The following is a 15,211-nucleotide window of genomic DNA, read 5'->3' as shown; positions in this document are numbered from 1 at the left end:
TAAAATGTTTGATTTAAATAAATTTTTAGAACTTAGAGAAGAACGTGTTGAACTGCAAAAAAATTTATTAAACAAATTTAATTATCCACTTATTGCTGTAAGAACCAACTATCCTGGAGAGGATAAACTTGAGCCTTTAGCTACTAAAATAGCTGATATTGCAGCAAATGAGATGAAAGATTATTTTAGAGAGAAGATTCTCTATGAAAAAGTATTAGAAAACCTTGAAGGAAAAATATATCTTTTTGTTATAAAAGAAAAGGCTGAAACTATAAAAGAGATCACTGTTACCTTTGAAGAAAAGCATATACTTGGAAGATGTTTAGATATTGATGTTTATTCAAATGATGGAACATCTCTTTCAAGAAGTATGTTTGGTTATCCTAAGAGAAAATGTATGATCTGTGATGATTTAGCTTTTGTTTGTGGACGTAGTATGAAACACTCTCATCAAGAGATAAAAAATGTAATCCTTGAAAAATATATAGCTTACAATGATTATTTGATTAAAAAAAATGAAATAGTAAAAAAAATTGGAGATTTAGCTTTAAATTCTATGATCTATGAGGTTGCAACTGCTCCATCTTTTGGTTTAGTTTCGCCTCTCACTCAAGGATCACATGAGGATATGGACTTTTTTACATTTTTAAAAAGCTCTTTTGCTATTAAAGAAGGTTTTGAAAGAATGGCAGAGGTTGCTTATTCATATCTTCCATTGGAAAAGGCTTTTCTACTTAGTAGAAAAATTGGAATAGAGATGGAAATAAATATGTTTAAAGCTACTGAAAATGTAAATACTCACAAAGGTATGATATTCCTATTGGGAATAGTGGTTGTTACTGCTACAAGAACTTTATATGAGGGAAAAAATTTTGATGATATCCAACCATTGATAAAAGATATGTGTAAGGATATACTAAAAGATTTTGAAAATATAAAGGATAAAAAAGAGTTAACTCATGGTGAAAGACTCTACATCAACTATGGCTTTACTGGGGTTAGAGGAGAGGTAAAAGCTGGATTAGATGTTGTATTTAATGGATCTCTAAAAATTTTAGAAGATTCTTTAAATAAATGTACAGATTTTAATCTCGCTTTTGTACAAACTCTAATTTTCTTAATGGGAAAAGTTATGGATAGTACAATAGTACACAGACATGATATACATATGCTTCATAGAATTAAGAGAGAAGCTGAGGCTTTCTTTGAAAATGGTGGTATCTATAAAGAGGATGGTATTAAAATAGCTAGAGATATGGAAAATGCCTATATAAAAGAAAAAATCAGCCCTGGTGGCAGTGCTGATCTTTTAGCTATTACTATATTTTTATATTTCTTTAAAAAAGTTTTTTCTTTATAAGTTATAAGCAATAGTCTTTTATGTTTAAAGCATGGAAGACTATTTTTTTCTAAAAGCCATTCTATCGCATTTAATCTTTTTATTCCATTGTAGTCAGAGTTTGGTAATATTTCATCTAATAAATTAGGAATGTATTCCTATAAAATTATAAAAATAGCAAATAATAGGATTCTATTCCTATATTTTTTATATAAACAAATAAAAAATAGCTCTCTATAAATTTTATCATTATAGAAAACTATTTTTACTTTACAACTCTATTACCAGTACACCTTTAGTATTTTTTAAAGTTTCAAAGGCTGTTAAATCTGTTCTTACCTTATAAGTTACCCTCTCATTAAATCCTTTATCTAAATACTCTCCTCCCATACTATCAATAAGCATCTCAATATCCCCTATCTTCTCATATGGAAAATCAATCATATATACTTTTCTTTCTACATACTCAGCTATTCCAGCCTCTTGTATTGCTAATTTAGCTGTTTTAGCATAGTTTCTCACTAAGCCTCCAGCCCCTAGCTTTATTCCACCAAAATATCTAGTGGCAACAACTGCTAAATTTGTTACCTCCATATAAGTTATAATATCTCCCATAGGCTTTCCTGCAGTACCACTTGGCTCTCCATCATCATCAGTTTTAAAATACTCCTGTCCATTATCTATAACCTTATAGGCAGTACAATTGTGAGTTGCATCCTTATGTTTCTCTCTAATAGATGCAATAAAATCTTCTGCCTCTTGCTTACTCCCCACAGGTTTTACATAACCTATAAATTTTGATTTTCTTTCTTCAAACTCTATTACACACTCTTTTTCTACACTTTTCATCTTTCCCACCTAAAAAACTAAACCTATTAATATTTTAACTAAAAACTCTGCTAATGATCCGATTACACTATCAAGAATACCTACCATATTTAAAATAAGAATTATAAATATTCCATATTGATCTAAAGAGAAAATAGTATTTCTTAACTCTCTTCCAGCCATTGATGCCACTACTCTTGACCCATCTAGTGGGGGAATTGGCAATATATTAAATACAGCAAGTAAAATATTCAATCTAATCAAATATATACACAATGATGCAAATACTCCACTATGAATAAATGGAGTAAGATATTTTAGCAGTATCAATCCTATCAAAGCTAAGATAATATTTGAAACTACCCCTGCAATTGCTACTAAAAATTCTCCTGTTCTTCCATTTTTCAATCTCCAATAGTTTATAGGCACAGGTTTTGCCCAACCAAAAACAAATGGTGATCCTAAGAAAATTAGAATTATAGGGAAAATTGTTCCCAAAGGATCTAAATGATGAAGTGGATTAAAGCTTAATCTTCCATAGTCCCTAGCTGTTGTATCTCCACAAAAATATGCTGCTAATCCATGAGATATTTCATGTACCAGTAGGGAAAAAATTAAAACTGCTATATTTAACAACATCATCGGTCTAAAAATTACACCACCAAGGAGATTAAATATAAAATATCCAAATATTATTGCTAAAATTATCTTTGTAGAATTTCCCATACCTCTATTGAGATATTTTAGTTCTTCTATAAATCTTCTCATCTTTTTTACCTTCCATTTTAAATTTATTATAAAATATTATTCCAAATATTATAACATAAAAAAGTAAAAATATTGTGTTATCTTTGTTACCACTATATTTTATAATCAACATAGGAATATTTGAAAAAATTTCAACTATTTTTATTAAAAATTTAAAAATTATATTTACAATGGGGTATATAACTACTCCCAATCCAAAATTTTCAAATAACAATCCTATAAAAGCTAAAGTTATATATAAACTTCCCAATGGCACAATTATCAGATTACTAAAAATAGAAAATAGTTGTATAGTTCCAAACTCTTTTATCAATATAGGAAGTAAAAAAACTTGTATTGTTCCTATTAAGGCAATATTTTTTATCAATTTTGACTTTCCTTTATAAAATTTTATTATAAAAGGATAGATAAAAATAATTGCTGCTACTGCTAAGTATGAAAGCTTAAAGGAAACTTCATAGATAGAAACAGGATTTAAAAATAAGCTTATAATAAAACTTACTGCTAAAGATTTTTCTATATCAATATTTTCATAGAATATCTTCCCAAAAAGAAATATCACTCCCATTATATAAGCTCTTATAAGAGAGGGTGAGTGTTTTATTCCTAGAAAATACAGTGTCAATCCTATTAAAATAATCCAATACCTCTTATCTCTAGAGATTGAAAATTTACCACTTATAAAACTTATTACTCCTATTATTATCCCTATATGCAATCCTGAAAGAGCAAAAAGATGTGAAACTCCTACATAATTAAATTTCTCTCTCAGCTCTTTTGGTATCTCTCTACTCTCTCCTAAAATAATAGCTCTATAAACTCTTTTAAAATATCTATCTCCCTTTTCTATAAAACTTTCTACTCTATTTTTAAAATATTTTTCTAAAAAACTATCCTCTAATTTTTCTACCTCTAATCTATTTATACTAATGATATCTACGTTCTCTTTTTTCTCAAGCTCTTTAAACTCTCCTAAAACATTGTATTTTCCATCAGCTAACTCTGACAGATAGATAAAAGTTAAGTTTTTTAAATTTTTATTATCTATTTTTAAAACTTTTCCTATTCCTCTATTAAGTTCAACTTTCAATCTAATATTTTCTAAATAATCAAAATCTCCACTATGAACTCCAAAAACTAATCTTATTACAAAAAGAATAGGTATGATATAAATTAAAATAGATTTTTTCTTAGTAAAAAAATATACAATTCCTAAGCTAAAAAGAGTTATTGAGATAACTATCCAACTAGAAAAAAATTGAAACAACAACAAAATTCCTAATATTTCTCCAAGTAAAATATAAGTTATCTCCATAACCCCTCCATAGTTTAAAACTTACTCTTCATACTTATAATAAAAAATAAAAGATATAATAAAAGAGATTGCTGAAACTATAGCTGTAAAGTAAATTCCACTCTTTTCTACTCCCTTAGGTGTTCCTGTAATTGCAGATAAAATATCTCCACTTCCAGAAACTAATATTATTGGTAGTATTAAAATTGAAATAAGAAATGCCATTTTCAAAAAGAACCCTTGTATACCGAAGCAGATTCCCTCTATACGTTGTCCAGCATTATCACTCATCTTACTACCTATCTCACTTAGCATAGCAGGTGGAAAGATAAATCCAGCCCCTGCAATTGGTATTCCTATCAATGCAAATAGAACAAAACCAAATTTAGTAGGTATAATCTTTCCTAAGAAAAATAGTGCTAAAGTAAATATTATTAACATAGATAAGCACCCTAACATTATCTTTCTATAACCATACTTTCTTGAAAGAAGATTTGTAGGATAAAAACATAGGGCTGACATTCCAAAAAGAAGAGCTGAAGCAATTGTAATAGCTCCCTTTCCATATCCCATTATATCTTCAACAAAATAGTTCATTACTGCTCTCAAATTATTAAACCCTATAAAGAAAAATAATAACCCCATAAGATACATTATAAATTGTCTGTTTTTAAATACTATTCCCATTGTTTCTTTAAAACTTGCATTTGAATTTTTTCCTAAAGAGTACTTTTTCTCTGGAACAAAGAGTACAGTTATAATTCCCCCAATAGCTGCAATTACACAAAGAGTTATTATCATTCCTCTTATTCCTAAAAGTGTATCTCCTTTTCCAATCATCTTTATCAATACCCCAGGAATTATCATAGCCAGTGCTGTATAAACTAATCTAAATATTGATTGCCAAGTTGATAGATTTAATCTCTCCTCTTGTGTTTGCCCAATCTCTGGAATCAAAGAGTTATAAGGTGCTCCTACCACTGTATAAAATGTAAAAAATAGTGATCCTACTAAAGCTAAATAGGCAAAAGCTCCCTTTTCATTTCCCATTGGTGGATAAAAAAAGGCTATTGTACACAATGCTAAAGGGATAGTTCCTACTGCTATAAATGGTATTCTTCTTCCCCATCTTGTATTAACTCTATCAGATAAAAATCCAACTAAAGGGTCTGTTACCATATCCACAAGTCTTGAAATAACTAAAGCCAATGATATTAACAATGGTGCCATAACTGGTTTTAACCCTGAACTTTCAGGTGGCAAATAAAAATAAAGTATCCATTGTGCAAAAATTTGATCTACTATTGCGTAACTAACTCCCAGTCCATAAAAAATCTGTATACTTAAAGGTATCCTCTTCTCCATTTTCTTTCCTCTTAATTTTTTATTATTATCGGTATCTTTCTCTCTTCATAAAAATTCTGCATCTTATAAATTGTAGATGCCCTCTCATTAAATTCAATTAGCTCTCTAACTCCCATAGAAAAATTATCTTGAATATTTTTTAGAGAGGTTATTATTTTTTTGTTCTCATATTTTTTCAAATAGTTTAGATACTCTCTTCCTTTTTTATTAAATCCCATCACTCTAACATATGGAATCTCTTTTTTTACTATCTCAGTAATCTCAACAGTAATTCCTAATAATATATGTAGTAACACCCTTTGAGTTCTTCCATGAGTAAAACGTCTACTTTCAATAGCTTTGTAAAAAGACTCAAAATCACTATTTTTAATAGCTTCCTCATACAATCTATTCTCATATCCCTTTTCCATATCTTGAATATTTTTAAGACTATCTCTATTTCTAATTATCTCATATCTTAACAGTGGATAAAAATCTTTAAGTTCCACTATTTTACCGTTATTAAACTCCTCTATTAAAATACTGAAACTCTCTTTTGGAAGAAACTTCTCAATATTTTCTCCACCTCTCAAAAATTTTCTTATAGCTGTTGCACTTGCTATATTATCCTCTACATCTGTGCTATGATATCCAACCTTTTCTCTCAATATTGTTACTGGTTCAATCTTACTATTCCAATAATTTATCCCCTTTATATACTCTATTCCTAAAATATCATTGGATAAATTGTTTTGTTCCTTTCCACTTACCTCTTTTAAAGCTTTTGAATAAGCATTTGGATATGATTCACCACTTTTTAAAAACTCTTTTATCTTTTCTTTAAAAATTTTACTTTCTTCTAAAGATGCTATTTTTTTCAATTCTTCTATATTTGAAGTTTCAGAACCAAAGATTATCTCTTTACATTGAAGTTCATCTAATATCCCTACAGCCCCCCTAGCAAAGATTTCTGCACTTTGACACGAATAAAAGCAGGGTAACTCAACTACTATATCTATTCCATTTTTTAGAGCTATTTCAGCTCGTTTCCAACGATTTATAATAGCAGGTTCTCCCCGTTGAACAAAATCTCCACTCATCACAGCAATTTTTACACTTTCACTATCTCTCTCATTAATTTTATCTAAATGTAATTTATGTCCATTATGAAAGGGATTATACTCTACTATAACTCCTACTGCTTTCATTTTCTCTCCTTTCCATACATATTAACATAATATCAGTTGTTTTCCCTCAAATCAATAAATTTTATTTGATTTTTCTATTTTTTAGATTATAATTATATAAAACTGAATTTTTAAGGAGGGAAACCATGCTTTTAGCAATAGACATTGGAAATACTCATATAGTTACTGGAATCTTAGATAATAATGGAGAGGTACTTTTAACTTTTAGAGTAGCTTCTAATGATAAACTTACAGAAGATGAATATTTCTCTTATTTAAGAAATATATCTGAATTTAATAAGATTGATATTAAAAATGTTGAGGGAATAATAGTAGCTTCTGTTGTGCCAAACCTTATTACAATTTTCCAATTTTTAGGAAAAAAATATTTTCATATTGATCCTATGATAGTAGGACCTGATATAAAAATACCTTTTACTTTTGCTCCGAATCTTAATCCAACTGGATTTGGTGCTGATAGAATAATTGATATTGTTCAATCATTAAATGATTATCCAGATAAAAATCTAGTTATTTTTGACTTTGGAAGTGCTACAACTTATGAGGTGTTAGAGAAAACAGTTTATGTTGGAGGAGGGATTCTTCCTGGAATAGAGATGTCTATTAATGCACTTTTTGCTAATACTGCAAAACTACCTAAAGTTAAATTTAGTACTCCTGAATCTGTACTTGGTAAAAATACAAATGAACAGATTCAAGCTGGAATTTTCTATGGTTATGCTGGACAAATTAAGCATATTATTAAGAAAATTAAAGAGGTTATTGATAATCCATTTGTTGTTGCAACTGGAGGATTAGGTAAAATCTTATCTGCTGAGATAGAGGAGATTGATGTTTACTCTCCAGACCTAAGCATCAAGGGGCTTTATACTCTTTATTTACATAATAAAAAATAAGTTTTTCTCAAGTGACTATTTTATTTTCAATAGTCACTTTTTATATATAAACTATAATTTCCAAAAGTAGAAGAGTGCAAACGACTACTACTTTTGAGACGCAGAAACGAAGTTTCTGTAATCCTTAAATTTACATTTACAAAACTTATAATTTATAAATAATAAGTAAGTGGTTAATAAAAAAGACAAAGGTATTTTGGCGTGTCCTCTGTCTCTTTCTATTATCTATTTTCCACTATTGAAAAAATTCTTTTTTGTACTTTTGATATTAGTATTATTTATACTTTTATCTAAAAATATATTCTAATTAGAATATCATAATTTTATGTGGATGTCTAAACTATTGGCGTGGTTTAAACACCTGCTTTTTTATTTAATCAAGCTTTTATTATTTTTTATAAATTCTATTATTTTAAAATACTCTTCCATAGAAGCATCAATATATGCTTTTTGTCCTACATAGTTTTCAGGGTATAGTTTTTCAGCAGTTTCCTTGTATATCTCAATTACTTCAGCTGGAACTTTTGAAACAGCTATATTTTTTTCCATTTCAGCTTTAGCTATACTGTTTTTTTCTTCGCTAACTTCTAAATTTTTAGCAGTTTCTTTTTTTACTCTCTCTACTAACTCATTATAGTCTCTTATCTCATCTGGTAAAACTTGATATTGTTTTGCAAAGTTTGCCCCATACATAACTCTTAATTTATGTTTTATTCTTTCAAATTCATTAGCAGGGATTCCAGATTCTTTTCCTAATTTTTCCATTCTTAAATATGAATCTATCTGCCAATTTTTATATCTTATCTTTTCACTTCCATCTAAAGTTTGAGAAGATTTTGTAATCATCTTTTCTACATCTTCTGGTACTTTCTCTCTTGCTGCAAAAGCACTAATACTTAAAATTGCCATTCCTAATAATATTAATTTTTTCATATTTCCTTCCTTTCTAAAATTCTTTTAATTTCATATTGTAACTATTTTTAACCTTTTTTCTTTTAGCATATCATAATATTTTGCTTCTGTATACTAAAAAACTTGATAACGTAAAAATGATTTTTATAAAACTATTTAGAGGTGTTTAATTAAAAGATTTATTTTAAAGATGTATTATGTAACTGGAGGAATGCCAGAGGTTGTTTATTTATGGACTCAAGAGAGAGATATTGAGCTTATGAAAAAAACTTCTAACAATATTATAGAAGCTTATGAAAGAGATTTCGCTAAACACCCTAATATCAGAGAGTTTCCTAAAATATCTATGATTTGGAAATCTATTCCTTTGAGATTAAACTTAGAGTGAGATTTTCCTTTGAGAATTTAACTTTAGATGATGAGCTTTTAAATATCCCATTATTTATGGCTGATTATAGTAAAAAAATTATTGATATAGCTTTAAAAAAAGATAAATATTTTTGTTTTTGACAAATAAAAAAATGAGGTTTTTGGCAGCCCTCATTTTTTCGCTCTTTATTGCTTTACAAATATATCATCAATTGAATTATAACATAAACTCTTATAAAAATCAATGATATAATACTTGTGTTCCTTCCTTAATCTAAATATCTTAAGAAAACAGAGATATAAGTTAAAGAGACTATTTTATCTTTTAGCTAACTTAACTATAACATAGATTTTTTTAGGAATCAATGTTATAATGAATTGCTCTTCTTTCTTGGCTGTTCATCTCAAGAAAGGAGGTGAATAAGTGAGAAAGCTTTACATAATTATCATCATGATAGCACTATTTCTATTGCTATCTAAAAACTTATACTAATCTTTTTACAGAGTAGTTTTATGTGGGAGAATTTGGCAGATTCTCCTGCTTTTTTATTTTTTGTAAAAAAAATTTTCAATTAAAATAATTTAAATTATGATAAAATAAATTATCATAATTTACTTTATTAAAATAAGATGATATAAAAGGGTTGTATAAAATAAAAGATAATTATCTTAGATTTTGGTTTAATTATGTTTACCCTTATCAAAGCTATTTAGAAATAGGAAATATTAACTACCCTTTAGAAAAAATAAAAAATGAGTTTGATCTTTGGGTGTCAAAAACATATGAAGAATTAGCTAGAGAAAGTTTACTAAATACTAATATTATCCCTTTTCCTATAAAAAAATTGGGAAGATGGTGGGATAAAAATGATGAGATTGATATTGTTGGAATAGGAGAAAATGAGATTATTTTTGGTGAGTGTAAATGGTCAGTAAAAAAAGTTGGACTAAGTGTTTTATATGATTTAAAAGAGAAAAGTAAAAAAGTTCAATGGAAAAATACAAGTAGAAAAGAGTATTTTATACTGTTTTCTAAAGAGGGATTTTCTGATGAGCTAATAAAGTTGGCTAAAGAAAATGATAATATTATATTAAGCGATTTCTAAATAGTAAAATAAAAAAGATGAAGTTATATTGGCGTGAACTTCATCTTTTTCTATTGCCTATTTTCCATTATTGAAAAAACTCTTTTTTGTATTTAGATTATACCATAGATTTTTTTAGGAATCAATGTTGTAATGAATTGCTATCTATATACTAATCTTTTTATAAAGCAGTTTTATGTGGGAGAATTTGGCAGATTCTCCTGCTTTTTTATTTAAAAAAAAGTACCTGCCAATTGACAGGTACTAAAATTCATATTAAATTTTTAAATTAAACTAGAATGTAGTTTTGAATCCTACGATTCCGTATGGTTGCCATCTCCAGTGAGAAGCTTCTGATTCTGCAGTAATATTCCAGTTTCTATATTCTGCTCCTAAAGTTGCATATAGAGAAACAAACTCTGTAGCTTGGTATGATAAAGTTACACTTGGTTGTGCATACGCTGAATATTCAGCATCTATATAGTTGTCGGCAGTTGTAACAACTTCATCTCTATTATACCAGCTGTATGAGTCATATCCACCTTCAAAATGCCAATCTAATGAGTATTTATCATTTGAATAAAGATTTGCATCATGATATAAGTATAAGTTAAATGTTACTTCTGTATCATTATCTTTAAGATTTGTAGATTTTCCATCTTCTACTCTTGAAGCATCTCCATACATATTATAGTGAAGTCCATCTAATTCAAACTCTGTACTGAATCCCCATGGAAGTTCATGAACGATATCTGCATATAGTCCAATAGTATTTTTATAAGCATCATCATTTGATGAATCCCAAGAATAGATATATCTAGGTCCTACTACAAAGTTAGTTGTTTTTACAAAATCATTATTGAAGAAATAATCTGCAAATTGTAAATTATATCTATATTCTAATGTTTGAGAACCATTTTTTTCATATCTAACAAATGATTGAGCTCCTACTTTAGAATCTCCAAGATTTCCATGGTTATAGAAATATCTTAATCTTACTGCTGTATCTTTTGCTCCATTTTGATAGTTTTGATTTCCTTCTTTATCAAGGTCATTGTAATCTCTTACTCTGAAATCTAAAGCTTGGTTTTCAGTCATTTGGATTTTTCCTTGAAGTTGAGTTCTTGAATAGTTGTCATTTCCATTCCACTCTTTATGATCTTCAGTTTTTCCATAGTATCTGTATTGTAGATCTACGTTTCCGTTAGGTCTGAATCCTTCTTCTTTGTCTCTGTAAACTATTACTTCTTTTTCAACGATTTGTACTGGAGCTTCTTCAACTACAACTGGTGCAGGTACTACTTCTTTAGCAGAAGCTGAAGCTACTACTACTAATGATCCTAGTAAAAGTGCTAATTTTCTCATAATTATCTCCCCTTTATAAAAGACCTATAAAAGTCTTTCACATAATATATTTACTCTATTTAAAGAGTCTCCCATCAACAATGTTATACCTCATTTTGAACAATTTGTAAATAGTTTTTTTTATTTTTTTTTATTTTTTCAACATAATTTTTACATATACCCCAAGAAAATTTCCTCTTTCCCCCATAAAAAAAAATAAATAAAGATAAAAGAAAGAGGAAGAGATAATAGGTAGACACTACCCCAAGAGGTAGACAAAATTTTTAATGAACAAAAAAAACAAAAAGACTGAATTAAATCAGTCTTTTTAAGGGGGGAGAAATTTATATTAATCTTTTATTATTAGCTCTTCCCTCAATAAAATGAGGGTCAATTGATTTCCTTTTGAGAAATCTTTTTTCTGGGGGGATTAACATTTTTACTATGATCATTATCTTTATTATTTATATACTTTAGACTCTTTAGTTCACTAAAAAGTTTAAATAATTTTTATTTTTTTTATTTTCCCCTCTCTGTTTTTCAAGAGAGGGGAACTTTTTCCTGTGGGAGAAAAAATTACTACTTTTATTATGATATTTAGACTTTCAATCTCTTTAAAAAGTTTAAATTTTTTTTATTTTTTCTTCCCCTCTTCAACTTTTTTCAAAGAGGGGATCTATTTTCTAGGGAGAGAAAATTTTATTATTTTTAATTATGATATTTAGACTTGGATTACTTGAAAAAAGTTTTAAATTATTTTTTATTTTTTTAATTTTTTATTTTTATGCTATAATATCTATTATTGATTAATAGCAATTTTTTTATTATATCAACTTTTAGGTTTTACATTATATGAAAATAGATCTTATTTCATAGAGCTTTTGTTTGTATTACCAATGAGCTCTTTTTTTATCTCAAGAAAAAATTTTATTAATTTCCTCTCTAATTGAGAAAGCATTAATAGTTTTTTTCTTGACAGAGCTTAAAATTTACTTTATATTATAATTGTATAAATTTTCGTACAAAACTATCAGTTTGTATTCTTTTCCTCAGAAAACATTACACAATTACAAACTTTTTAGTTTATATTTATATAAAAAATATTATACGAGGAGTGATTATTTTGAGTCAAAAGAAAAAACGTGAATTCCCTACGGCATTTACAGTACTTTTTATCATCTTGATCTTAGCTGCAATTCTTACTTACATTGTTCCATCTGGAAAATTTTCTAGATTAACTTATGATGAATCAACTAGAGATTTCATTATAACTGATCATAATGATGAAACAAAAGCTATTCCAGCTACTCAAGAAGTTCTTAATGATCTTCATATTCAATTAGATCTTTCTAAATTTGAAGATGGAACTATTAAAAAACCTATTGCTATCCCTGGAACATATGTTCAAATTGAACAACAACCACAAGGTATTGTAGATGTTATCAAATCTCCAGTAATTGGGGTTATGGATTCAGTTGACATTATGATTTTCGTTTTAATTCTTGGTGGTATCATTGGTCTTGTTAATAAAGTAGGAGCATTTGATGCAGGTATAGGTGCTCTATCTAAGAAAACTAAAGGTAAAGAGTTTATTTTAGTTGTTCTTGTTTTTGCTCTTACTACACTTGGTGGAACTACATTTGGACTAGCAGAAGAAACTATTGCTTTCTATCCTATATTGATGCCTATCTTCCTTATAAGTGGTTTTGATGCAATAACTTGTATTGCTGCTATCTATATGGGATCATCAATAGGAACTATGTTCTCTACAGTAAACCCATTCTCAGTTGTTATAGCTTCAAATGCTGCTGGAATTAGCTTTACTACTGGTTTAAAATTTAGAATAATAGTTTTAGTTATTGGTTCTATAATTACTTTAGCTTATATGTATTGGTATGCTAAAAAAGTAAATCAAGATCCTAAAAATTCTCTTGTTTATGAAGAAAATGAAAAGATTAGAGATCGTTTCTTAAAAGATTATGATCCTGATAAAGTTATAGAGTTTACTTTAAGAAGAAAACTAATATTCTTAGTGTTTACAGTTGCTTTCTTAATCTTAGTTTGGGGAGTTGCTGTTGGTGGTTGGTGGTTCGAAGAGATGTCTGCACTATTCCTTGGAGTTGCTATTATTATAATGATACTTTCTGGGCTATCTGAAAAAGATGCAGTTAATACATTTGTTGATGGAGCAGCTGAACTTATAGGGGTAGTTCTTACTATTGGACTTGCTAGAGCTATCAATATAGTTATGGATAATGGTATGATCTCTGATACACTATTAAACTACTCTATCAATATGATCACAGGAATGAGTGGAAGTTTATTTGCTATTGCTCAACTTGCAGTATTCTCATTCTTAGGATTCTTTATTCCATCATCTTCAGGACTTGCAGTTCTTACAATGCCTATTATGGCTCCTCTTGCTGACAGTGTTGGTCTATCAAGAGAGGTTGTTATCAACGCATATAACTGGGGACAAGGATTAATGTCATTTATTACTCCAACAGGACTTATTCTTGTTACACTTGAAATGGCTGAAACTACATTTAATAAATGGTTAAAATATATTATGCCTCTTATGATAATCATGGGAATTTACTCTATTGTTGCTCTTGTTATTGGAACTATGATATAATAAAGATAGGTGATGTATTATGAGAAAATTAGTTGGTATCAAACCAGAAAGAGTTTTTTATCATTTTGAAGAGATTTCTAAAATTCCTAGAGAATCATATAATGAAAAAGCTATTAGTGATTATTTAGTTGAATTTGGTAAAAAACTTAATTTAGAAACTTATCAAGATAAATATTACAATGTTATTCTTAGAAGAAAAGCTTCTCAAGGATATGAAGATGCTCCTGGAATAATTATCCAAGGACATATGGACATGGTATGTGAAAAAGAAAATGATAGCAACCATGACTTTAAAAAAGATCCTATTGATTTAGTAGTAGATGGAAACAGATTAAAGGCTAATAAAACTACTCTTGGTGGAGATAATGGAATTGCTATTGCTATGGGAATGGCTATTTTAGAAGATGAATCTATCAAATGTGGAACTATTGAGCTTCTTGCTACTACTTCTGAAGAAATAGACTTAAATGGTGCTCTATCTCTTGAGCCAAATATTTTAAAAGGAAAGATGTTAATTAATATTGACTCTGAAGATGAGGGAGTAATTACTGTTGGTTCCGCTGGTGGGGTTGAAATTGATATTCTACTTCCAATAGAAAGAGAAACTTTATCTGATGTTAATCTATATACTCTTTCTCTTGAAAAATTACAAGGTGGACACTCTGGAGTTGAAATTAATCAAAAAAGAGGAAATTCAAATAAGATTTTAGTAGAAGTACTTCACAATTTAAAAGCTTTAACTGATTATAGTCTTGTAGAAGTTTTTGGTGGAAGTAAAGATAATGCTATTCCTAGATCTGGAAAAGTTGTTTTAGCTTCTTCAAAAGATATTAAAGATATAATGTCTAAAGTTGCTGATGAAGTAAAAGCAAAATATATTTCTTTTGAACCTGAAATAGTTTTTGCTTTAGAAACTACAACTACTAAAGAAGTTTCTGTTCTTTCAAGCAAATCTCTTGATAGTTATATAAAAACTATTGAAGAACTTCCTACTGGAGTTAATACTTGGATGAAAGAGTATCCTGAGATTGTTGAATCTTCAGATAATTTAGCAATAGTTAAAACATTAGATGAAAATATCAATATTATCATATCTTTAAGAAGTTCTGATCCTGAAGTTCTGAGGGTGTGAACTTATTTCTGTAAATTAGTACTTTCTATGATAAAATTTATTTATTTAAAAGTTTAG

The 15,211-nt window shown here is 28.3% G+C and carries 12 protein-coding genes and 1 pseudogene; 6 read left to right on the top strand and 7 right to left on the bottom strand.

Features of this window, described 5'->3' with window-relative positions:
• Nucleotides 1–4 precede the first annotated feature (4 nt).
• The gene (gene citX, locus I6E31_08290; GenBank protein MCF2639969.1) at nucleotides 5–1,360 is read left to right on the top strand and encodes a citrate lyase holo-[acyl-carrier protein] synthase; all 1,356 of its coding nucleotides are present in this window, start codon (nucleotides 5–7) and stop codon (nucleotides 1,358–1,360) included.
• Between the two features lie 249 nt (nucleotides 1,361–1,609).
• Here citX and I6E31_08285 read toward each other — a convergent pair whose 3' ends face one another.
• Genes I6E31_08285 through I6E31_08265 form a run of 5 tightly spaced genes read right to left on the bottom strand, consistent with a single transcriptional unit; the run spans nucleotide 1,610 to nucleotide 6,781 of the window.
• Nucleotides 1,610–2,188 (bottom strand): YigZ family protein, encoded by a 579-nt coding sequence (locus tag I6E31_08285; protein ID MCF2639968.1) that lies wholly within the window; start codon nucleotides 2,186–2,188, stop codon nucleotides 1,610–1,612.
• Nucleotides 2,189–2,197: 9 nt separating this feature from the next.
• A complete protein-coding gene (locus tag I6E31_08280) occupies nucleotides 2,198–2,935 on the bottom strand; it encodes a site-2 protease family protein (protein ID MCF2639967.1) in 738 nt (245 codons plus the stop codon).
• Entirely contained in the window at nucleotides 2,898–4,250 is a 1,353-nt protein-coding gene (locus I6E31_08275) for a ComEC/Rec2 family competence protein (protein ID MCF2639966.1), read from the bottom strand. The genes I6E31_08280 and I6E31_08275 overlap by 38 nt, the downstream gene beginning before the upstream one ends.
• A 21-nt stretch (nucleotides 4,251–4,271) precedes the next feature.
• A complete protein-coding gene (locus I6E31_08270; protein MCF2639965.1) occupies nucleotides 4,272–5,594 on the bottom strand; it encodes an MFS transporter in 1,323 nt (440 codons plus the stop codon).
• 11 nt (nucleotides 5,595–5,605) lie between these two features.
• Nucleotides 5,606–6,781, bottom strand: coding sequence for a nucleotidyltransferase (locus I6E31_08265; GenBank protein ID MCF2639964.1), 1,176 nt, complete (start codon nucleotides 6,779–6,781; stop codon nucleotides 5,606–5,608).
• A 125-nt stretch (nucleotides 6,782–6,906) separates the two neighbouring features.
• Here I6E31_08265 and I6E31_08260 point away from each other — a divergent pair, with 125 nt between their 5' ends.
• Entirely contained in the window at nucleotides 6,907–7,677 is a 771-nt protein-coding gene (locus I6E31_08260; GenBank protein ID MCF2639963.1) for a type III pantothenate kinase, read from the top strand.
• A 369-nt stretch (nucleotides 7,678–8,046) separates the two neighbouring features.
• On the opposite strand, the gene I6E31_08255 is transcribed toward I6E31_08260, so the two are convergent.
• The gene (locus I6E31_08255) at nucleotides 8,047–8,610 is read right to left on the bottom strand and encodes a hypothetical protein (protein ID MCF2639962.1); all 564 of its coding nucleotides are present in this window, start codon (nucleotides 8,608–8,610) and stop codon (nucleotides 8,047–8,049) included.
• Between the two features lie 163 nt (nucleotides 8,611–8,773).
• Here I6E31_08255 and I6E31_08250 point away from each other — a divergent pair.
• Nucleotides 8,774–9,099, top strand: a pseudogene (locus I6E31_08250) (hypothetical protein).
• Nucleotides 9,100–9,593: 494 nt separating this feature from the next.
• Nucleotides 9,594–10,064: a DUF234 domain-containing protein gene (locus tag I6E31_08245; protein ID MCF2639961.1), complete on the top strand. Its 471-nt coding sequence runs from the start codon at nucleotides 9,594–9,596 to the stop codon at nucleotides 10,062–10,064.
• 273 nt (nucleotides 10,065–10,337) lie between these two features.
• Here the strand turns inward: I6E31_08245 and I6E31_08240 are convergent, their stop codons facing one another.
• Entirely contained in the window at nucleotides 10,338–11,408 is a 1,071-nt protein-coding gene (locus I6E31_08240; GenBank protein MCF2639960.1) for a hypothetical protein, read from the bottom strand.
• A 1,096-nt stretch (nucleotides 11,409–12,504) separates the two neighbouring features.
• Between I6E31_08240 and I6E31_08235 the strand changes: the two genes are divergently transcribed.
• Both I6E31_08235 and pepD read left to right on the top strand, forming a co-directional pair.
• Nucleotides 12,505–14,022 (top strand): YfcC family protein, encoded by a 1,518-nt coding sequence (locus tag I6E31_08235; protein MCF2639959.1) that lies wholly within the window; start codon nucleotides 12,505–12,507, stop codon nucleotides 14,020–14,022.
• A gap of 19 nt (nucleotides 14,023–14,041) precedes the next feature.
• Complete coding sequence (gene pepD / locus I6E31_08230) at nucleotides 14,042–15,154, top strand: beta-Ala-His dipeptidase (GenBank protein ID MCF2639958.1); 1,113 nt, start codon at nucleotides 14,042–14,044, stop codon at nucleotides 15,152–15,154.
• The last annotated feature ends 57 nt before the right edge of the window (nucleotides 15,155–15,211 follow it).

Origin of the sequence: Fusobacterium varium (assembly GCA_021531615.1) — a bacterium.
Lineage (GTDB): Bacteria > Fusobacteriota > Fusobacteriia > Fusobacteriales > Fusobacteriaceae > Fusobacterium_A > Fusobacterium_A varium_C.
This window is presented reverse-complemented; position numbering and strand designations above follow the sequence as displayed.